A 21,061-nucleotide genomic window follows, 5' to 3' on the forward strand; every position below is an offset into this window, starting at 1 on the left:
AACGGATGATCGAACGGCTCTTTATCCCGGTTGCGCAATTACATGGTATGATGAAAATGAAGCTTAGGGAGGTCTTTATATGAAACGTTTATCCAAGTCCATGGCTGCCATCGCCTTGTCCTTATCCATATTGGCGGCGGGCTGCAGCAAGGCTCCGGCCCCTTCGGCCGATAACGGCAAGAGCTCAGCCGAGAAACCTATAGAGATCAGCTGGCTTAGCTTTGATTTTCCGGAGGAGGACGGCTCTTACGTTCAACAATGGATGGAGAAAAAGTTCAATGTCAAAATCAAAAATATACGGATCGACCGTACGAACTGGAAGGATCAGCTGAATGTGCGTCTTGCTACCAATGAGCTGCCGGACGTATGGCTGCTCTGGGGCTTGGCGGATGTCCGCGCCTATTCGCAGCAGGGATTGCTCGCCGAGCTGCCCATCGAGGAAATCAAGAAGAATATGCCGACCTTGGCCGATTTTGTTAACAAGAATCAGCCGGAGGCATGGAATGACGGGGTCATTAACGGAAAAAGCTACGGAATCCCCATTACCAACCTGGAGGGTGTCATTCCGCTGAACCCGTTCTACAATCAGGACTGGCTTAAGGCTGTCGGGTACAATGAGCCGCCGAAGACATTGAAGGAATTCGAGGATGTCATCTATAAATTCAGGAATAACGATCCGGACGGGAACGGCAAGAAGGATACCTACGGACTTACGGCATTAGGCAAAACGAATATCGCGGAATCACTGCAGTATGTGTTCGGCGCCTACCAAACAAACCCGAGCTATTGGGTGAAGGACAAAGAGGGCAAGCTTGTGTACGGGATGGTGACCGAGCAATCCCGAGAGGCGTTCCGATCCCTGAACAAATGGTTTAAGGATGGGGTGCTGGATCCGGAATTCCTCACTAGCGACGGGAAGCGGGGAGAGTTCGTTAACAAACGCGTCGGCGTAGACACACACAACTGGTCTAACTTCCGTCCGAACGGCGTGATCGGCTTGGCTGCCGCCAAGAACGGCGTCAAGATTGTGGCGGGGAAAGCGCTGGACGGCCCATACGGCACAGGCAAGCTGTCGGCTTGGGGGCTGACCGGCAATTATTTGGGCATGAGCGTGGATGCGGGCAAGGATCCGAAGAAAAAAGCGAAAATTTACGAAATCCTGAATTCGATGTATTCGGATAAAGAGAGCTTCATGGCGACTCAATACGGGGAGGAGGGCGTACATTACACCATGCAGAACGGTATGCCGGTGCCGAAGGAGGAGTACGTCGATACGAAGAAGAAAATTTCCGCAGGACTCGGAAGCTACTATGGGCTGCTCTCGAAGAAGGCCAAAGCGTTCGAGACGTACTCCTTCCCGGCAAGCGACCTTGCTCTTCGGGAACAGGTCACGCAAGGAGTTGAGACCCTGTTCAACATCAAGTTCAATATCAACGCGGTGCAGAAGTACCCGGATCTGCCTAATTTGGAGAAGGAGCATTTTATCAAATTTATTACCGGAGAAATCGATCTGGATAAGGGCTTCGATAAATTCGTGGAGTCCTGGAAGAAAGCGGGCGGAGAAGAAATTACGAATGAGGTCAATGCGACCTACAAGGCACAACAATCCGGCAAAAAGTAAGGGGAAGATGTTATAATGACAATGACTCGCATCAGGTTGCTGTTGTAGGGGACCCACAGCGGGTCATTGTTGTCGTTTGGGAAGTCATGCCGCTGGACGGGGAGGATTCATACATTGGGGTATGAATTTTTGTACCATTTTTATCCTAAGGTCATTAGTGTTCATATAAGAGATAACCAATTCTGGGAGGATCAACACTATGTTGTGCACCAGAATCATACCCAGTTTTGCAACTTCGGCTACGCCTTTGCCGGCAGGGGGAGGCTGGTCGTCAACGGGCAAGAGCACGAGATTCGCGCGAACAGGCTGTTTCACTTTGCCAATCATCAGCAGATCCATTTCACGGTGCCACAGGAGGATCCCCTTCAATATATTACGATCCATTATACGTATAAGCTTCTGTCTTGGGCCGGCTCGGACTTGCGCATGATCGAAGGTCCGGAGGAGGGTCTGCCGTTCAACCGGATTGAATCCGCCGATGAATATCAAGTGAAGGACCGAATGGAGGAGCTGCATCGTTTGTGGACCTCCAAAGGAGCGGACTATGAAGCTCATACGAGTCACGTGTTTCAGAGAATGATCTACGAGCTCTTGGTTACGCTTCAGGAGCGAAGAACGAGTGAGGATCCCAATGCCAAGCTGATTCATGCGGCCATGAACTATATCAAGCATCACTATCGCGAACCGCTCCAGCGCGACGAACTGGCCAGAGCGGCTGCCGTGTCGCCAAGCTATTTTTCCATTCTGTTTAAAAAATACTCGGGCTTTACGCTAACGCAATATATTCATAAGCTGCGCATGGATAAGGCCAAGCTGCTGCTTCGCAGCACGAGGGAGCCGATCGCTCTGATCGCCAAGGAGGTCGGCTTTGATGACGCCCTATATTTTGCACGCATTTTTTCCCGGGAGACAGGACGTTCTCCCAGTGAGTACAGGAAGGGCTAGAAAACCGTTACAATTGTCTATATATCCAGATTAATCGTCCATTTACCTCCATAATATCAGCCTATATGATGAGTATAGCGCAGTAACAATCGAGCATATAGTTGGAGGAGATAACGTGGTTGACCCTATGCAGTTAAGGCTGAATGAGAGAAGAGCCCCCCGGATTTTGCTTCGTTCCTCTTGGCAGGTCGTCAACATTGGAGACATCGCTCATACCCCGGGGGTGCTTGCCCTGCTGGAGCAGCAAATCCCCGAGGCGGAGGTCATCCTGTGGGCGTCCGACGACATTACGGAGGAGGTCATGGCCATGGAGCATAAGCGCTTCCCGAATTTACGTATTGTCAAGGGACGCTTCGATGCTACCGGCAGGGCCACGAACAAGGAGTTGGCCGATGCGGTGGCCTGGTGCGATTTTCTGCTGCACGGCTCCGGTCCTTATCTGGTAGCGACCGAAGATGTAAGGGCTTTCGTAGCGGCCACGGGGAAGCCGTTCGGCGTTTTCGGCATCACCTATTCCGGCAACCTCATCGAGAAGGACATGTTGAATCAGGCGGATTTTATCTATTTCCGAGACTCGGTCTCCTTGGCTAAGGCGAAGGAAATGGGCATTGCTTGTCCGGTCATGGAGTTCGGTCCGGACGGAGCCTTCTCCGTTGATCTGCGTGACGAGGAGAGGGCGGAGCAATTTTTGCAGGCAAACGGGCTGGAGGAAGGAGCCTTCCTGTGCTGTATTCCGAAGCTGCGGTATACCCCCTATTGGAAAATACGGAACAGCGCCTTCCTCGAAGACAGGCATCAGCGGAATGAGCAGATGAAGGAGCACGACCATGTGCTGCTCCGTGAGGCCATTATCGCCATCGTCCGTGAGACCGGCAAGAAAATTTTGCTCTGTCCGGAGGATAGCACCCAGATGGAGGTCGGCCGGGAGATGATCCTGGAGAAGCTTCCTGAGGATGTACGCCGTCATGTCATTTGGAAGGAAAGCTTCTGGTTAACGGACGAGGCCCTGAGCGTCTATGTTCGCTCTGCGGGATTGTTCGGCAATGAAATGCACTCTCCGATCATGTGCATCGGCAACGGCATCCCTGCCATTGTCTGCCGGTGGGAGGAGCAGACCAGCAAGGGCTATATGTGGCGTGACATCGGACTTGGGGAATGGTTGTTCGATATGGATTCGGAAGCGGACCGGAGCCGGTTGGTTGCAGCGGTGCTGGAGCTCGCGAAGCAGCCCGAGGAGGCTAAGCGCAAAGCACTCGCTGCGCGGGATTACGTTAGTCAATGCCAGCTGCGGATGGTGGAGACCCTCAAAGGGGCACTGCGCCGATTCGCGGAACGAACGACAGGCTAGAAGGGAGCGTTTCGGAATGCTGTGGAATAATATGGAGCTGCATAACGTGGCGGAGGTGGAGGCAAACGAGCTCACTCCGGGCTTGACCCTGCAGCGATACCCCCGTCACGTCAGGGAAGCCTTGAGCGAACGAGGCAGGTTTATCGCGCAGCAGGCAAGCGGCTGCGAAATCCGCTTCGTGACGGAGGCCGCTAACCTGAGAGTCGGGTTGACGGCGGTCGAGGGAGACGGAGACGTAATGGTGTTTCAGGGGGACTTCTTTCACTCCCATCATAGACTCCAAGCCGGTGTACTGCATACGCTTCATCTGGAGCGAAAGCTTGATCTGAGCAAGGTAGAGCCTAAGGTGCTGGAGGGACAGCGGTTTTCTCCTAAGGTATGGCGTTTGTTTTTATGCCGGTACACAGCACGGTTTCACGGGCTCGAAGCCTTCGGCCATGAGGTTCGTCCGCCTGCCTCGGAGGAGCTTCCGGCCCGCCGCTGGATCGCCTACGGCTCCTCGATCACGCATGGGGGTATCGCGCTGAACAATTATCACTCCTATATTCAGCTGGCTGCCCGCAGGCTCGGTGTGGATGTGCTCAATCTGGGGTTAAGCGGGGCATGCTTATGCGAGCCGGCCGTTTCGGACTACTTGAGCTCACGGGACGATTGGGACTTCGCTTCTCTCGAGCTCGGGGTGAACATGCGCGGCTCCTTCACGCCGGAGCAGTTCCGGGAACGGGCGGAGTATCTTATCGAGTCGATCTGCTCGAAGCACCCGGAAAAGCCTGTAGCCGTCATTACCGTATACCCGAACGGTGCCACTTACGAAACCACCCCAAGCATAGCAGGGCAAAATCAGGCGGCTTACAGCGACATCCTTCGCGAGCTGGTGCAGAGCAGCAAGCATCAACGGCTTTATCTGCTGGAAGGATCGGATATTCTTCCGGACTTCTCGGGGCTGGCCTGGGATTTGCTTCATCCCTCGGACTACGGCCATATGCTGATGGGAGAGCATGTAAGCCGCCACCTTCGAGCGATCATCGGATTGTAATCATACACGAACCCAAGTGCCTAATATGGTGCTTGGTTTTTTTTCATGAGGGGATGGTCTGTGATTCCCTTATGCCTTAAGTGGTAATCGCTGCGACAGATGTGATAACATAATTTTACTGACGGTGGACGCGCACCATGTGATCCCTGATGAATCTAAAGAAAGCGGGACTAAACGATTGAATATGGAAGGCAAACAAACGTACCGATTCAGCGAAGCACCCATCTGGGAGCTGCAGCTAGCATATTACGAGCAACAAGGAACAAGGGCTTGGAGCCAGGTTCCGCAGTATATAACGAACAACCCCAAGATGGCTACAGCCTATGCAGAGATGATCTTCGGGTTTCTTCAAGACTTGGCGGCAAAAGGGGAAGTTTCGGAGCCGGTTACCCTGCTTGAGCTTGGAGCAGGCTCGGGGCGCCTGGCGTATCACATCTTGAAGTGCTTATGCGAGCTAAAGGAAGAAGCGGGATTGGAGCTGCCCCCTTTTCGCTATGTACTTACGGATTTCTCTTGGAATCATATCAAGGATTGGCAAAGCCATCCTTCCCTGCAAGCATGGGTCCAGGAGGGACTGCTGGATTTCGCAAGGTTCGATGCCGTGAAGGACACGGAGCTGCATTTGGTCGTATCGGAAACGACCATCCGGCCTGGGGACTTGAAGCAGCCCCTCTTGGTGATCGCGAATTACTTTTTCGACGGGATCCCGCAAGAGCTCATTTATGTAGGAGACGGCAGCATTTACGAATGCGATGTCGTGCTGGAGTTTCCTGAGCATTACGGCGAGCTGCCGCCGTCGGAAGCATTGCAAAGCATTACGATGACCTATGAGTATCGGCATGAGCCCCTCTATGAAGCGGAGGATTACCCATATCGAGAGCTGATCTCCCTTTATCTGGAGGAGCTGGAGGATTCGCATATCCTGCTTCCGGTTGCCGGTTTACGCTGTATGGAGCGGTTGGGCCAATTGTCCGTGTCGGGCTTCCTCCTCATCACCTCGGACAAAGGCGATCATCGGCTGGATAACTGGAGATTCACGGAGCCGCCCCAATTGATTCATCACGGCAGCTTTTCGTTAACGGCCAACTACCATGCGCTTTGGTATGAGTTTGAGCAGAGAGGAGCCTTCTCTCTGTTCCCCGCCCAGCATTATAGAAATATTAATGTCGGCTGCATCTTCATGCTGGAGAACGCGAAAAGCTACGCCCAGACCCGGCTTGCGTACCGGCGGTTTATCGAGCGATTCGGGCCGGACGAGTTCTTTAGCCTGAAGGAATGGGTGGACCGGAATACGGAAACGATGGAATTGCAGCAGTTGATAGCATTTTGGCGATTGGGCGGGTACGATGCGGAGTTTTTCATCCAGAACGCGAAGCGTATCACCGGATTGCTGCCGGACGAAAGCGACGAGGATTTGCTCGATATTCAAGCCGGAATCCGTATCATGTGGTCTTCGTACTTTGAGCTGAAGCTAGGATATGACTTGGCGCTTGACGCCGGCTTGGTGCTGTTCGAGATGAATTTGTACGAGGATGCGAAGTATTTTCTGGATATCTCCGTTGAGGCGGATGAAGAGGGCACGGTACCCACGGTGTTCCAGTGCCTCGCGATCTGCAGCTATGAGCTGGGGATGGAAGAGGCTGCAGTGGAATATCTGCAGAAGGCGTTGGCATTGGAGCCGGAGCATGAAGAGGCGCTGGCTCTCATGGCCTGCTTGAAGGAAGCTTTACAGGACTGACGGAGAGGATCCAATGAAAACATATTATTATAATCCGGAAAATCCGTATCGACAGGACCCGGATGTTCACCTGCTCTACTGGGGCAGGGAGGACTGCGCTCCCGGGCATGCCGTCGGGCCGATGGTCCGCGATATGTACAAAATCCATTTCATTCACAGCGGAACCGGGATCGTACAAGTCGGGGACCAGATGGTTTCCCTTGGCCCAGGTCAGGCCTTCCTGATCTATCCGGATGTCTTAACTTATTATGAAGCGGACCGGCAGACGCCTTGGGTGTATTCCTGGCTGGCCTTCCGAGGGGAGCAGGTCGAATCGATCCTGGCACGTACCCGGCTGAGTCCGGAGCAGCCGGTCTTCCCCATGGACGTCAAGGTCATGCCGACGATGTTCGAGCAGCTGACGCTCGCTTCCACTCAAGGGCCGGGAGCCGACCTGCAAATCAAAGCATTGTTGTATCATTTTCTCTCCGTTCTTACGGAGGTCTGTCCGCATACGTCTCCTGAGGACCTAGGCTGGAAGAAGCAGGATTCGTATATTATGCAGTGCATCGAATATTTGCATGCCCACTATAGTGAACCGATTTCGATTCACCAGCTCGCCGCGTACCTTAAGCTGGACCGCAAGTATTTATCCGCATTATTTAAACAATCCGTTGGTATGCCGCCACAGCAATATTTGCTTCATTACCGGATGGACAAGGCTTGCGAGCTGTTAAGAAAAGGGAACTATTCCATCGGGGAAGTGGCTCGTTCCGTCGGTTATCCGGATTCGCTGTTGTTTTCCCGAATGTTCAAGAAGATCAAAGGTGCAGCTCCAAAGCATTACCGTTCATAGCTTCTAATCTGACATAAGTCCATAAAGTTCTTCCTTGTTGACATAGCCTCCGACGAGCCGTTCCGCTACAATGAGGGTAATTCATTTAGGAGGGTTGACAGGATGGTATATCAAGCAAGCGACACTCGATATGACACCATGCTATATCGCCGCTGCGGAAGAAGCGGGCTAAGGCTGCCGGCGATTTCACTGGGACTATGGCACAATTTCGGAGGCATCGATTCCTACGAGAACGGAAGAAATCTCGTTAGGAAGGCGTTTGATTCCGGCATTACCCATTTTGATTTGGCGAATAATTACGGTCCGCCGCCCGGGTCAGCCGAAGAGACGTTCGGCAGGATGCTGCAAGCGGACCTCGCCCCTTACCGCGATGAGATTATCGTCTCCACCAAAGCAGGGTATCACATGTGGCCCGGTCCTTACGGAGAATGGGGCTCCAAAAAAAATCTCATTGCCAGTCTCAATCAAAGCTTGAAACGAATGAAGCTGGAGTATGTCGATATTTTCTACCATCATCGCCCGGATCCTAACACGCCCCTGGAGGAAACCATGGGAGCGCTCGACCAGATCGTCCGTCAGGGCAAAGCGCTTTATGTTGGGATCTCGAACTACAATCCCGAGATGACCCGGGAGGCTTCCCGCATCTTGAAGGAGCTGGGGACGCCTTGCCTGATCCATCAGCCAAAGTATTCCATGTTTACACGGCATATCGAAGCCGGACTGCAGGATGTCCTGGAGGAGGAGGGTATCGGCTCGATCGTCTACTCTCCGCTGGAGCACGGAATCCTGACCGATCGCTATGTAAGCGGTATTTCGCCGGATTCGCGAGCGGCGGGACCGAGCCCGTTCTTACGACCGGAGCATATCAGCGAAGAGCGGATGGACAAGGTGAAGCGATTGACGGAGCTTGCGGCCCAGCGCGGTCAGAAGCTTTCGCAGATGGCGTTGGCTTGGGTACTGCGGGGAGGAAGAGTGACCTCCGCGTTGATCGGCGCCAGCAAGGTCGGCCATATTGAGGATGCCATAGGGGCGCTTCAGTCCCTGGATTTCACCGAGGAGGAATTGGCGGCTATCGACGCCATATTGGCGTGAGCACACCATGAGTACAGCTTCACCTTTAAACAAAGCAGGCTAACGGGTTCAACACCGTTAGCCTGTTTTGTTTATTGAAAGAAAGTCAAAATATGCAGTGAAAAAATCAAGATAACGTTATGCTCGGGCTGCGGCAACAACCTATAATGAATGCATACAAACCTATTATATGAATGAAAGGTGAGTCGCACAGTGAATACTACCACCACATCTGTCTCACTATCCGACCGAAAAAAGGCCAGCCCGAAGCGCAATGCCTTGCGTCGCAAAGAAAGCATTGCGGGCTTTTTATTCGTAAGTCCAATGTTAATCGGGGTCACTCTGCTGACCTTGCTGCCGATCCTGGCTACATTTGTGCTCAGCTTTGCAGATTGGAACTTCGTTGCCGGTATGAAGGGAATCAAATGGACCGGCTTTGACAATTTCACCAAGCTGTTCTCGGAGGAAAGCTTCCTCATCTCCTTAAAGAACAACTTCATCTTTATTTTTACGGTGCCGATCTATATGCTCGTCTCGCTGCTGCTGGCGATTCTCATTAACAAGCATGTCTATATGAAGAGCTTTTTCAAGGTCGCATATTTCATGCCTTACATTTCCAGCGTGGTTGCCGTAGCGATCGTATGGCAGGTCTTGTTCCATCCGTCGGCCGGACCGGTAAATCAATTTTTGATGTCGCTCGGATTCGATAACCCGCCGAAATGGATTGCTGACCCGGCATTTGCCTTACCTTCCGTTATGATGATCTCCGTGTGGATCTCGATCGGCTATAATATGATCGTTTATATGGCGGCTTTGCAATCGATTCCTAAGGATCTTTACGAGGCTGCCGATATCGACGGTGCGAACGGCTGGGTGCAATTTACGAAAATCACGGTTCCGATGTTGTCACCGACGTCTTTCTTCCTGCTCGTAACGGGGATTATTTCAACCTTCAAGGTGTTTGACCTGATTATGGTTTTGACCAAAGGCGGACCGATGCAGTCCACCAGCATGCTCGTCTACTACTTGTACGATCAAGCGTTTGTCAGTCTCCGTGTAGGCTATGCATCTTCGGTTGCGGTTGTCCTGTTCCTCTGCGTATTGCTGATTACGGTATTGCAGTGGTTCGGTCAAAAGAAATGGGTTAATTACTAGGAGGGACTCCCCGTGAAACAATCTATCAATGTATCGAAGCTGGTGACGACGATCATTATGCTGGGTGTCAGCATTTTGTTTCTCATGCCGTTCATCTGGATGCTCTCCGCTTCCTTCAAAATCGAGGCGGATGTCTTCAAATATCCGATTCAGTGGATTCCCGAGCGTTGGAATCTGGTGGAGAACTATAAAGAAATTTGGGCCGGGCAATATGCCTTCTATGTATATTATTGGAATTCCATTAAGGTTTCCGTTCTAACCACCTTGATTTCTTGTGCCGTGTCCGCACTGGCGGCATACGGCTTCTCGAAGGTAGATTTTCCTGCCGGCAAATGGTTATTTCTGATCGTGCTTGCTACCTATATGGTTCCATCTCAGGCGATTTTGATTCCGCAATTTATTTTATACCGTAATATCGGGCTGTTTGACAGTCATTTGGGCCTGATCCTGCTAGGAAGCTTCAGTGTGCTGGGTACCTTCATGCTTCGCCAGTTTTTTATGGGACTGCACAACGACTTTATCGAATCGGCCAAAATCGACGGCGCGGGCCACTGGCGCATCTTCTGGCAAATTGCTTTCCCGCTTGTGCGTCCGGCCATCGCAACCTATGCGATCCTTCGCTTCATCTGGACCTGGAACGATTATCAGAACCCGCTCATCTTTATCCGTACAGACAAGCTGTATACCATTCCGCTAGCAGTGGATAAGTTCGCATCGATGAACGGCGAGTTCTACTCTCTCATTATGGCGGCGGCGGTTTCTGCGATTCTGCCACTGCTGATCGTATTCATTATAGGTCAGAAAAGCGTTATCGAAGGCATTGCCGTAGGCGGCGTGAAGGGATAGTATTCTCGGAGGAAGTAAAAATAACGTTGATAGTGGTAAATATCGCGTCATACGGCAGCTTCCTCTACTAGCTATAATGAGCATGTAGACAACTAATATAAAATTCATAGTCAATACCATGATGGAGGGGCTAAAATGAAAAGAAAAGTATGGACCAGCATGATTTCGGGTTTGGCTGCCGTTAGCTTGCTTGCAGGCTGCGGAGCTGAGAAGGAAGCACCGTCCGCAGGAGCGGCTAACGGCGGGGCGGCAGCAGGGCCGGTTACGATCAAGTTTCATGCCTTTGGCAGCGAAGCTCAGCAGGCTTGGACGAAGGTGATCAGCTCTTTCGAAGCTAAATATCCGAACATCAAGGTGGAGCTTGTCAACCTGAGCGAGAAGGGCGACACACAGGAATATGCGAAGAAGCTCGACCTGGCTGCGGCATCCGGCGAAGCAATGGACGTTATGATGTTCAGTGAAGCAGGGATGTACGCGCAGCGCGTAGCGCTTGGCATGGTAGCGCCGATTGATGAGTTTATCCAAAAGGAAGGCTACAAGGTAAACGAGGAATATAAGGTAGATACGGCGCTGAACGGCAAATATTATGCGCTCCCCGGGAAGTTCAACCCTTGGTATGTGCTCCTGAATAAGGATCATTTGAAAGAAGCGGGTCTTGAGGTGCCGAAGGACTGGACTTGGGATCAATTCGCCGACTATGCGAAGAAGCTGACGAAGGGTGAAGGCGCCAGCAAGCGTTACGGCACCTATTTCCACGGTCCTCAGGGCGGCGGCTGGCTCGAGTATACAAGACTGGCATTGGCCAACCAGCCGGATAATTCCGACTACTTGAAAGCAGACGGCACTTCCAACCTGACGAATCCTTTGTTCAAGAAGTCGATTGAGCTCCGTTACCAAATGGAGAAGGTTGACAAGTCCTCCGTTCCTTATGCGGATATGATTTCGCAGAAGCTGCACTATCGTCCGCAGTTCTTTAACCAATCCGCAAGTATGGTCGTTATCGGCAGCTGGATGAACTCGGAAATCGGCGGTACGGATCAGTTCCCGCTGAACTTTAACGTAGCGGTAGCTCCGTTCCCGAAAAATAACGCTTCCGATCCAAGCGGCTATTCCATGGTGACAACCGACTTTATGGCGGTTGCAGCGAACTCCAAGCATAAGCAAGAAGCGTATCAGTTTATTCGTTACTTCACAACCGAAGGCACCATCGCTCAAGGCAAATATGTTCCGTCCTGGAACAAAGTGAAGAATGAAGATATGAGCAAGATCATCGATACGATCCTGGCCGGCACGAAATCTCCGGATAAGGTCGACAAAGAGTCGCTGAAGTCGGTTCTGGCGAACTCCCGTGCATCCAAGCTGGTTCCTCCGACATCGTTCCAAGCGGATGTGTATAAAGTGATCAACGAAGAATATGAGAAGCTGATTCTCGATAAGCAAAATCTCGATGCCATGCTGAAAAATTCGCAGGATCGCACTCAGAAATTGATCGATTCCAATAAGAAGTAAGACTTTCAAGAGGCCTGTCGCCGGAAGTAGAAACATCTGCTTTCGGTGGCGGCTTTTTTTTTATGTTCTTGAAATGCCCCAAGTAAAGGATACAATTCTGCTATTGTGCAGAAATTTACGATCCCAAACGAAGGTTTGAACGAGATTTGTGAGAATAGGCACCTCTGAGAAGGCACAATGTCCGAAACCGAGGCAAATGGCCCAGGAATGTTGTATATACGCAGAAATCTTCTTTCTTTTTGATTGAAACCATAGGAAAAAGCTGCCTATTTGCACAATTGTGCTGTTCAAAGAGAAAAAAAACCGCCTCGACCCGGACCCGACCGGAATGTCTTTTGATCCAATCAACGGTAGGGATAGGAACGGATCATGCGATGGAAATCGTTTTTTTCGCATACATTTTCAAAAGGAAGTAAAGATAGTAGAATAGGATGTCAATATAACGTTATGCTAGGGTGAGACGAAGTTTTATAATGATGGAGAGGGGAGGGAAAGGGATGATCCGGCGTTGGCTGCACCTGTTATCAATAAAGTCCTTCCGCACGAAGCTGACTCTGGTATCCGTCCTGTGCGTTATGCTTCCGACCCTGGTCACGATGAGCGTATACAACTACTTGACCCGCGACGCCGTGAAGAATCAGGCGGTATCCAATGCAAGACAAACACTGAAGCTGGTGGACGGGAATGTGTCCAATACGCTGGAGTACATGCTGTATTTGATCAACTACATTCAGCTGGACCCCGGCACACAAATGCTCCTAAAGCAGCTGAATGAGACCCAATATGATAAATACAGCTCTCTTACCACAGAGCAATACGTGGCGGGAAATGAAATTTTAAATATGATCGAGGGCTTGACCGCCGCCGGCGAGAAGAGCTACCTTACCGTGGTTCTGAAGAACGGTTTGTACTATACCAACTATCAGAGCTACGAATTCGAACCGGACAAGCTGCTGAAAGAACCGTGGCTTGAGGAAGCAAACAAGGTATATGGCTTCAATTCCTATTGGCTTGGGACTACTCCTACCGTATTTAAAAGCGATCAGAAGACGAATCCGTACCAGCTGACCGTTGCGCGGCCGCTGCGGCATGGGGATCTGACGATTTACGGGTACGTGGTGGTCTCGATATTGGAAAGTCAACTCCACCAGTATTTTCAAAATCTCGAGGCAGGCCAAGAAGTCATGCTGCTGGATCAAGAGGACCGCATCCTGTCCCATTCCAATCAGGACAAGGTAGGACAAGTGTTTACTTACCTTGAGCAATCCAAGAAAAATGCGGATCCCGACATTGTCCATATCGACGATGTCGATTATTTAATATCAAGCTATAACATTGTGTTTAACGGCTGGAAGCTTGTAGCACTGTCACCTTACCGAACGGCGATTTCACCCATCAACGCCATTTTCGAGAACGTATTTTTGTTCCAGGTCGTTTCATTTGTTCTGTTCCTGATCTTGCTGATGCTTGCTTTGCGGGCATTTACCAAGCCGCTCCTGAAGCTGGACAAGGTGGCTTCGTCCGTTCAGAAGGGCGAGCTGCATCTGCGCTCCCACATCCGGGGACAGGATGAGATCGGCCGGCTTGGCAAATCGTTCGATCAGATGCTCGACCGAATCTCGCAGATGATCGTTGAAATAACCGATACCCAGGCCCGTAAGCGAAAGGCCGAGCTGAACATGCTGCAGGCGCAAATCAATCCGCACTTTCTGTTTAACGTCCTGAATTCGATCCGGATGAAGGTGCTGGGCCGCGGGGACCGGGAAAGCGCCGATATGATCAGCTCCTTATCCAAGCTGCTGCGCATGACGATCCAGGATCAGGGGAATATTCCGCTTCACGATGAGGTGGAGATGGTCATTGACTATATGAAGCTGATGAACATGCGGCAGAAGCAAAAGGTGGAGCTGGACATTGACATCGCCGCGGATGCATTCCGCGAAGAGGTTCCGCGCTTCTTTCTTCAGCCGATCATTGAGAATGCGCTGATTCACGGTCTGAGTCAGAAGGCGGGAACGATTCGCATTCAAGCAACCGCTCAGGAGGAATATGTGTGCATTCGAGTGGAGGATAACGGCCAAGGCATGAACGGGGAGGCGCTTACGTCACTGCGAAACCGCTTGATCAAACGGGAGGCAGTCACGGCGGAAACGGATAAAAAAGGCTTCTCCAGCTTAGGCTTGGCAAACGTCTATGAACGAATGCGGATGACGTTCGGGGAATCGTTCCGCATGGAGATCAACAGCGAGCCGGGGGCGGGGACAAGCGTGATTATGACCATCCCTAAGCAAAAGGAGGAGACAGCCTATGTATAAAGTCATGCTGGTGGATGATGATTACCCGGTACTGGAGCTGCTGTCGGAGGTCATCCCTTGGGAGCAGCTGGGCTTAGAGCTCGTAGGTCAATATGAGAACGGAGCCGTCGCCCTGGAAGCGGCGCAAACGCAATTGCCGGATATTATTGTTACCGATATCGGCATGCCGAGGATGAACGGCATCGAGCTGATCCGCGCGATCAAGGAGCTGCAGCCGGCGACGCATGTGGTTATTTTAACCTGCCACAGTGAATTCCATTATGCTCAGCAGGCCATGAAGCTCAATGTCCAGGATTACCTGCTGAAGGACACGCTCGATCCCGAGGATTTGCGCCGGCTGCTGGAGCAGCACAAGCGCAAGCTGGATGAAGAGCACAACAGTATGGAAAATCAGCAGAAGCTGCGAAATATGGTGAACCGCAACAAGGAGCGGCATAAGGAGAGCTTCATACGCGCGACGATTCACGAGCCGATCCTGACGGAGCAGCTCTGGTTCGAGGATGCGGCCGCCTGCGGCCTGGAGCTGAAGGACCGCGTGTGCTTGCCGATTGCGTGTTATATCGACGGTCAGCGGCTCGCCAGGCAGCGTTTTGTTACGGACGATGTGCTCCGGTTTGCCGTGAATAATATATTGGAGGAGATTTTGGCCTCGGAAGGGAAGGATACGGTTCATTTCACGTATGACGTATTAAGGTCCTTTCTGCTGATTCCCTCCGGCGGAGGGATTAAGAGCAATCCTTACGATGAAGCCGTGCTGCTGCTCAAGCGGATCCAATCGATGGTACAGGCAACCTTGAAGATCCAGCTATCCTTTATTATCGGGCAAACCTGCATCCGTCCGATTGAGCTAAAGCATGAGCTGATGGAGCTGCTGGGCTCGGCGGGCCAACGCTTCTATATGAGCAGCCAGTCGATTCAGAAGAAGACGCCGGTCGCTTTTACCGAGGAATCCGTGCTTTATTCCTCCTATGATGATGCGGTCAACGGCTTCCGGGAAATGCTGATTGAAGGCAACGGCGCGGCAGCCCGTCCGGTGGTAACGGAGTGGATCGATTTTATCAAATCCCGCCACTTCCGTCCGGAAACGGTGAAGGACTGGCTGCTGAAGCTGGTGCTCGATTTGAAGCTTAAGCTTCAAGCGATGCAGTTGTTCCGCAATCATTTTTCCGTAGAGATATTGCACCGTGAACTGCTGGAGATGGACACGCTGGAGGAAATCAAGCAATGGATGATTCATTTTTTTGAATCCTCGCTGGTGATCGTCGAAGGGGTGAAGGTGCTGAGCAAGCGCACCGAGGTGCTGGATGCATGCCAGTACGTTTCCCTTCATCTGAACAAAAAGATCAGCTTGGATGAGGTGGCGGAGCATTTGTATATGAATCCGAGCTATTTCAGCCGTCTGTTCAAGAAGGAAACGGGTGAGACGTTCATCGAATATGTAAACCGGATGAAGGTGGCACGGGCCAAAGAGCTGCTGGATCAAACGAATTTATCCGTTGCGAAGATCGGTGAAACGCTCGGCTACGAGAATCACAGCTATTTCATCAAGATGTTTAAATCCGTTGCCGGGATGACACCGAACGAATACCGTGGCGAGGGATAACGCCTATACGCAGAAGGCTGCGGGCGTGAAAAAAACGATAAAGCGGGGAATGAAACATGAAAATGGCGGAACATTGGGTTCAGGAAGCTTGGACCCGGACGGTGGAGAAGGTAGCATGGACGAGCAAGCGGATCGGCGACGGGTTCCCGCATGCGAGCAAGAACGGGAAATATGTTCTGGAGGCACCTTCCTGGTGGACGGCCGGCTTCTGGCCCGGCTTATTGTGGCTGCTGTACCGGGACACGAAGGACGAGACGCTCAAACAGCTGGCGGAGTCCTGTGAGCGGCAGCTGGATCAGGTGATCAGCGATTATTATAAGCTGGATCACGACATCGGCTTCATGTGGACGCTGACCAGTGTAGCCCGATATAAGCTGCTCGGCGAGGAAGACTCCAAGCGCCGCGGCTTGCTGGCTGCGAACCTATTGGCTGCGCGCTTTAACGTGCAGGGTAACTATATTCGGGCGTGGAATCCATGGAGAGAAGGGGATCACAATGAAGGCTGGGCGATCATCGATTGCATGATGAATCTGCCGCTGCTCCATTGGGCCACGGAAGTGACGGGGGACCCGCGGTATAAGCATATTGCGGTCCGCCATGCGGATACCGTGCTTGCTCATTTTATCCGCCCGGACGGCTCCGTTAACCATATCGTGATCTTCGATCCGGAAACCGGCGAGAAGCTTAGCGTGAACGGCGGACAAGGCTATGCGCCGGACTCGGCCTGGTCTCGGGGAACCGCCTGGGCCTTATACGGGATGAGCCTCAGCTATCGCTATACGGGGGATGAGCGTTATTTGAACGCGGCGAAGCGGGTGGCGCACTTCTTTATGGCCAACCTGCCTGAGGATCATGTGCCACACTGGGATTTCCGGCTGCCGGAGGGAGTACCGGACTATCGCGATTCCTCGGCGGGAGCCTGCGCGGCCTGCGGCCTGCTGCTGCTTGCAGAGCAGGTGTCCGGGCAAGAGCGGAGCCTTTACCGGAATTCGGGAGAACAAATTCTGCATTCCCTCTATGCCCATTACGGTTCTTGGGAAACGGATGAAGAAGAAGGACTCATCCTGCATGGAACGAGTCATTACCCCGAACGGAAAAATATGGACGTACCGCTGATTTACGGAGACTACTATTTCGTCGAAGGCCTCTCAAGGCTGCTTGGTCACGGAGAGCTCTTCTGGTAAAGTAGAAAGAAGAGATAGGCTGCACAAATCAACGGCTAACTAGAAGAGCTCAGGGCGAAGGTCGCCTTTCGGGCTCTTCTTTTTTCGGAAGGGAGCAGACATGAAAGAAAATTTCTTTTACTCCGGCTTCTTCACCTCGTTTCATATTTGGAATGTGCTCTACAAAATAGCGGAGAAAGGCTCATCGTATCCTACGCACAAGCATCCGTTGTTTGAAATTTTATATTGCGAAACCGGACGCATGAGCGAATGGGTGAACGGAGTGGAATACTCTCTCGAATCGGGGGATTTCATCCTGATAAACTCCAATGATCTTCATTATTTGGAAACGCACGAGGAAAGCCGCTTTTTTAATTTCCATTTTGATGTCGAGCCGAGAGAGGTTCATTCCTTATTCCATGCCCTGCGGAAGCCCATTGCCAGCGTACAGCAGTCCCCGGACATCAGGAGAGAAATTCACGGCTGGATGCAGAGGCTGATCTCGCTTTTTCGTTCGGAGGAGGAGCTTGCCTTTACCCAGAAAATGATCCTGCAGTCCAATATGATGCAGTTTCTTGCATTCATTCTGGAGAAGATCGTGATTCCAGATACCGCGATGAATGCGCCGACCTCCTTATCGAGGTATCAGATTGCCACCGAGGTCGCTTATGTGCTGGAAACCTCCGGCGGGACGGAGCAGGTGCTCCTGTCGGAATTGTCGGCTCGTTTGCACGTGCATCGGAATTACATGACCAAGTGCTTCAAGCAGGTGTACGGTGTTTCTCCCAAGCATTATTTGATGAAGGTGAAAGTGGAAAAAGCAAAAAAACTGCTGCAGGAAACTACGCTTTCCATTGAGGCGATTGCCGAAGCATTGGCTTTTTCCTCCCCCGCATACTTCTCTACGTTTTTCCGTTCGCATGTTGGGGTCACCCCCTTTAGGTATCGCTCCGGCGAAGCGAGTGCAAAATTGTAATTTTTGTGTTCGTCTATTAATTGTTGCTCCTGAGGGACAGTGATAAGATGGCTTCATGAAACGCTTTCATAAGCGATACGATTTCTTATTCGAGGGGGCATATCATGAAATTTCGATATCATGCGGCATTGATAGCAACGGCTGTCCTGAGCTTCGGATGGATGGCGGGATGTACGAACGGCGGCGGGGCACCTTCTACAGTGCCGTCGGAGCAAAGTCCTGCAAATTCGCAGCCTAAGCAGGAGGAGCCGGTCAAGCTCTTGATGGCGCAGAAGTGGTCGGAGATTACGGAGGCGGATTTTCAATCGCTGATCGTGGAGCCGCTTAAGAAGAAGTATCCTCATATCGAAATCGAAATGCTCAAGGGAGAGAACATCAAGGAAATGATCGCTGCGGGCACCGTTCCCGATTTGGTGGCTACCTGGGTGAATCTGATTCCGGATTATCAGGATTTGGATCTGGTGGAGGACCAAACGCCGCTCATGAAAAAGCATAACCTGGATGCAAACCGATTTGACAGCGTTTACTTGGATACAATTCGGGGATACAATCCAAGCGGACTCGTAGCTTTGCCCTACGATGCCAATTTTAACGTGCTTTATTATAACAAGGACATTTTCGATAAATTCGGCGTAGAGTACCCCAAGGACGGCATGACCTGGGAGGAGACGATCGCCCTCGCCAAACGGGTTAGCCGTGAGGACCAAGGTGTTCGTTACCGGGGATTGGATACGGACGGACACGGCAAGCTGGCCCTTCAGATCGCTTTGCCAGCGGTGAAAGACGGGAAATCGAACGTCAATAACGAGCAGTGGAAACGAATTCTCGAGCTCCAATACAAAATCAATACCATTCCCTTCAATGAAGGAGTGCCTAATGTCCATCAGCGGAATCAGTTTATAAAGGACAGGACGTTGGCCATGTTCGCCACGGGCAATAACCTGAATCTGCTGCAGTCCGATGCGGCTAAGGGCTTGAATTGGGATATGGCGCAGTATCCCGTACACCCGGATCAGCCGGAAGCAGCCGGAATGGTCGACCAGCACGTCATGTTTGTCACGAAGCAAAGCAAGCATAAGGATGCGGCCTTCAAGGTCATCGAGACGATTACCTCGGACGAAATCCAGAAGAAGCTGACCCGGGCGTCGGGCAAAATGTCGGTGCTGAAGGAGCAGAGCATCCGAAAAGAGCTTGGAGCGGATATGCCGGTGCTGCAAGGAAAGCATACGGAAGCGATTTTTAAAGGCCGGTACATTCCCGCCTATACGGCAACCAACAAATACCCGGATGCCGGGAAGTTTCTGAACGAGGCGGCGGCGAAATTCTTCCAAGGGGAACAGGATGTCAACACAGCCCTGCGCAATGCAGACGAAGCCATACAAAACCATATCCGGCAGGTGGATGCCGCGACAGGGAAAAAGTAAGCTTGCACCGGTTTAAGGCTTTACATCCTGCCGAAGAGGTGAAGAGTATGAGGTTATCGAACGGGTGTTTATGGACAGACACATCCGGAAATCCGATTCATGCGCACGGGGGCGGCATGCTTCGCATGGGCGAATATGTGTATTGGTTCGGCGAGAACCGGCAGGGGAGAAACCGTGTAGCCTGCTACCGGTCCAAGAATATGACGGAATGGGAATTTCGCGGCAACGTGCTGACGCTCGATTCCATGTTTCAGCCCATCGAAACCAGAACGTCTCCTGAGCTTGTTACCGATAGAGATAAGGGAACCGGCTGCAATATGGAAAGACCGAAGGTTGTGTACAACGAGGCAACGGGCAAGTTTGTCATGTGGATGCATTGGGAGAACGGGAAGGATTACGGTGCGGCGCGCTGCGCCGTTGCCACCTGCGATACGGTGGACGGAGATTACGTATACCACGGGAGCTTCAATCCGATCGGACATATGTCGAGAGATTGTACGCTGTTCGTGGATGACGACGGTACCGCGTACTTCATCTCCGCTTCTCGCGAAAATGCGGATCTGCATATGTATCGCTTGAGCGACGATTATTTGTCCGTTGACGAGCACGTGAGAACACTTTGGCCCGGACAATACCGCGAGGCCCCGGCCGTCTTGAAACGGGATGGCTTGTACTTCATGATTACCTCGGGCTGCACGGGCTGGGAGCCGAATCAAGCCAAGTATGCCTTCGCCGACAGCCTGACCGGACGATGGTCGAAGCTGTTTGATTTCGGCGGACCGACCGCATGGGATACACAGCCATCCTATATTTTACCGGTGAAAGGCACAGAATCCGAGACATATCTATACCTTGGAGACCGCTGGGATCCCAGCGATTATCATGCGTCCTCCTATGTGCTGCTGCCGCTTCACTTTCCAACGCCTACAACGATGGAGCTTCACTGGGCTGACACGCTAAAGGTCGATTTAAGTACAGGAACGGCGGAAACGAGCCGGACACCCAGCGGCGTGTTTCGGATTCGCTCCCGTTCCCTGCGTTACGCCGCTCCTGCCGATGAAGATTCCCGAATCGTCCTTCAGAAGCTTTCCTACCGCGACGAGTCTCAGCTGTGGAGGCGGGAGGAGGCAGACAGCGGATACGTTCGAATCCGGCATCGGGCTACCGGCAAGTATATGGGAACGCAGTCGCATGATGAGGACTCCGTAGTGCTCCTAACGGACCGGCCGGAGGAAGACAGTCAGCATTGGAGAATCGTGCCGGAGCCTTCCGGCGGCGGTTGCAGGCTGCAGCACCGGGAAACCGGAAAGTGGTTGACCTGGAGTCGAACTTCGGATAGGAATGGTTATGTTGCGGATGTCCTGCCGGGAGAGGAAGGTACGGCTGCCCAGACGTTTTTGCTCGCAGAGCAGTATGGCGCACGGATAGACTAAAGAAATATAGACGAAAGCGGAGCCGCGCATAGATGCGGGCTCC

The 21,061-nt window shown here is 52.0% G+C and carries 16 protein-coding genes; all 16 read left to right on the top strand.

Going from position 1 to position 21,061, the window contains the following annotated elements; genetic code table 11:
• Positions 1–79: 79 nt before the first annotated feature.
• The 16 genes from QMO62_RS02160 (at position 80) to QMO62_RS02235 (ending at position 21,018) form a co-directional block, all read left to right on the top strand.
• A complete protein-coding gene (locus tag QMO62_RS02160; RefSeq protein WP_284638396.1) occupies positions 80–1,621 on the top strand; it encodes an extracellular solute-binding protein in 1,542 nt (513 codons plus the stop codon).
• 129 nt (positions 1,622–1,750) lie between these two features.
• Positions 1,751–2,566: an AraC family transcriptional regulator gene (locus QMO62_RS02165; protein ID WP_284644834.1), complete on the top strand. Its 816-nt coding sequence runs from the start codon at positions 1,751–1,753 to the stop codon at positions 2,564–2,566.
• Between the two features lie 115 nt (positions 2,567–2,681).
• Positions 2,682–3,914: a polysaccharide pyruvyl transferase family protein gene (locus QMO62_RS02170; RefSeq protein ID WP_284638398.1), complete on the top strand. Its 1,233-nt coding sequence runs from the start codon at positions 2,682–2,684 to the stop codon at positions 3,912–3,914.
• A gap of 16 nt (positions 3,915–3,930) precedes the next feature.
• Positions 3,931–4,950 (top strand): SGNH/GDSL hydrolase family protein, encoded by a 1,020-nt coding sequence (locus QMO62_RS02175; RefSeq protein WP_284638400.1) that lies wholly within the window; start codon positions 3,931–3,933, stop codon positions 4,948–4,950.
• A 184-nt stretch (positions 4,951–5,134) separates the two neighbouring features.
• Complete coding sequence (locus QMO62_RS02180) at positions 5,135–6,688, top strand: tetratricopeptide repeat protein (protein ID WP_284638402.1); 1,554 nt, start codon at positions 5,135–5,137, stop codon at positions 6,686–6,688.
• 13 nt (positions 6,689–6,701) lie between these two features.
• Positions 6,702–7,523 carry an AraC family transcriptional regulator gene (locus tag QMO62_RS02185; protein WP_284638404.1) on the top strand — a complete coding sequence of 274 codons (822 nt, stop codon included), beginning with the start codon at positions 6,702–6,704 and terminating at the stop codon, positions 7,521–7,523.
• 102 nt (positions 7,524–7,625) lie between these two features.
• Positions 7,626–8,615 carry an aldo/keto reductase gene (locus QMO62_RS02190; RefSeq protein WP_284638406.1) on the top strand — a complete coding sequence of 330 codons (990 nt, stop codon included), beginning with the start codon at positions 7,626–7,628 and terminating at the stop codon, positions 8,613–8,615.
• Positions 8,616–8,807: 192 nt separating this feature from the next.
• Positions 8,808–9,749 carry a carbohydrate ABC transporter permease gene (locus tag QMO62_RS02195; RefSeq protein ID WP_284638408.1) on the top strand — a complete coding sequence of 314 codons (942 nt, stop codon included), beginning with the start codon at positions 8,808–8,810 and terminating at the stop codon, positions 9,747–9,749.
• 57 nt (positions 9,750–9,806) lie between these two features.
• Entirely contained in the window at positions 9,807–10,595 is a 789-nt protein-coding gene (locus tag QMO62_RS02200) for a carbohydrate ABC transporter permease (RefSeq protein ID WP_372516700.1), read from the top strand.
• A 135-nt stretch (positions 10,596–10,730) separates the two neighbouring features.
• Complete coding sequence (locus tag QMO62_RS02205) at positions 10,731–12,104, top strand: ABC transporter substrate-binding protein (RefSeq protein WP_284638412.1); 1,374 nt, start codon at positions 10,731–10,733, stop codon at positions 12,102–12,104.
• A 497-nt stretch (positions 12,105–12,601) separates the two neighbouring features.
• Positions 12,602–14,419, top strand: a complete 1,818-nt coding sequence (locus tag QMO62_RS02210; protein WP_284638413.1) for a cache domain-containing sensor histidine kinase — start codon at positions 12,602–12,604, stop codon at positions 14,417–14,419.
• Positions 14,412–16,022 carry a response regulator transcription factor gene (locus tag QMO62_RS02215; RefSeq protein WP_284638414.1) on the top strand — a complete coding sequence of 537 codons (1,611 nt, stop codon included), beginning with the start codon at positions 14,412–14,414 and terminating at the stop codon, positions 16,020–16,022. Before QMO62_RS02210 ends, QMO62_RS02215 begins: the two co-directional genes overlap by 8 nt.
• Positions 16,023–16,078: 56 nt before the next feature.
• A complete protein-coding gene (locus tag QMO62_RS02220; protein WP_284638416.1) occupies positions 16,079–17,206 on the top strand; it encodes a glycoside hydrolase family 88 protein in 1,128 nt (375 codons plus the stop codon).
• Between the two features lie 100 nt (positions 17,207–17,306).
• Entirely contained in the window at positions 17,307–18,161 is an 855-nt protein-coding gene (locus QMO62_RS02225; RefSeq protein WP_284638418.1) for a helix-turn-helix domain-containing protein, read from the top strand.
• 104 nt (positions 18,162–18,265) lie between these two features.
• On the top strand, positions 18,266–19,585 hold the full coding sequence (locus QMO62_RS02230) for an ABC transporter substrate-binding protein (RefSeq protein ID WP_284638420.1): 1,320 nt from the start codon (positions 18,266–18,268) through the stop codon (positions 19,583–19,585).
• Positions 19,586–19,632: 47 nt separating this feature from the next.
• Complete coding sequence (locus tag QMO62_RS02235; protein WP_284638422.1) at positions 19,633–21,018, top strand: family 43 glycosylhydrolase; 1,386 nt, start codon at positions 19,633–19,635, stop codon at positions 21,016–21,018.
• The last annotated feature ends 43 nt before the right edge of the window (positions 21,019–21,061 follow it).

The sequence above is a fragment of the Paenibacillus silviterrae genome (genome assembly GCF_030167925.1).
GTDB lineage: Bacteria > Bacillota > Bacilli > Paenibacillales > NBRC-103111 > Paenibacillus_G > Paenibacillus_G silviterrae.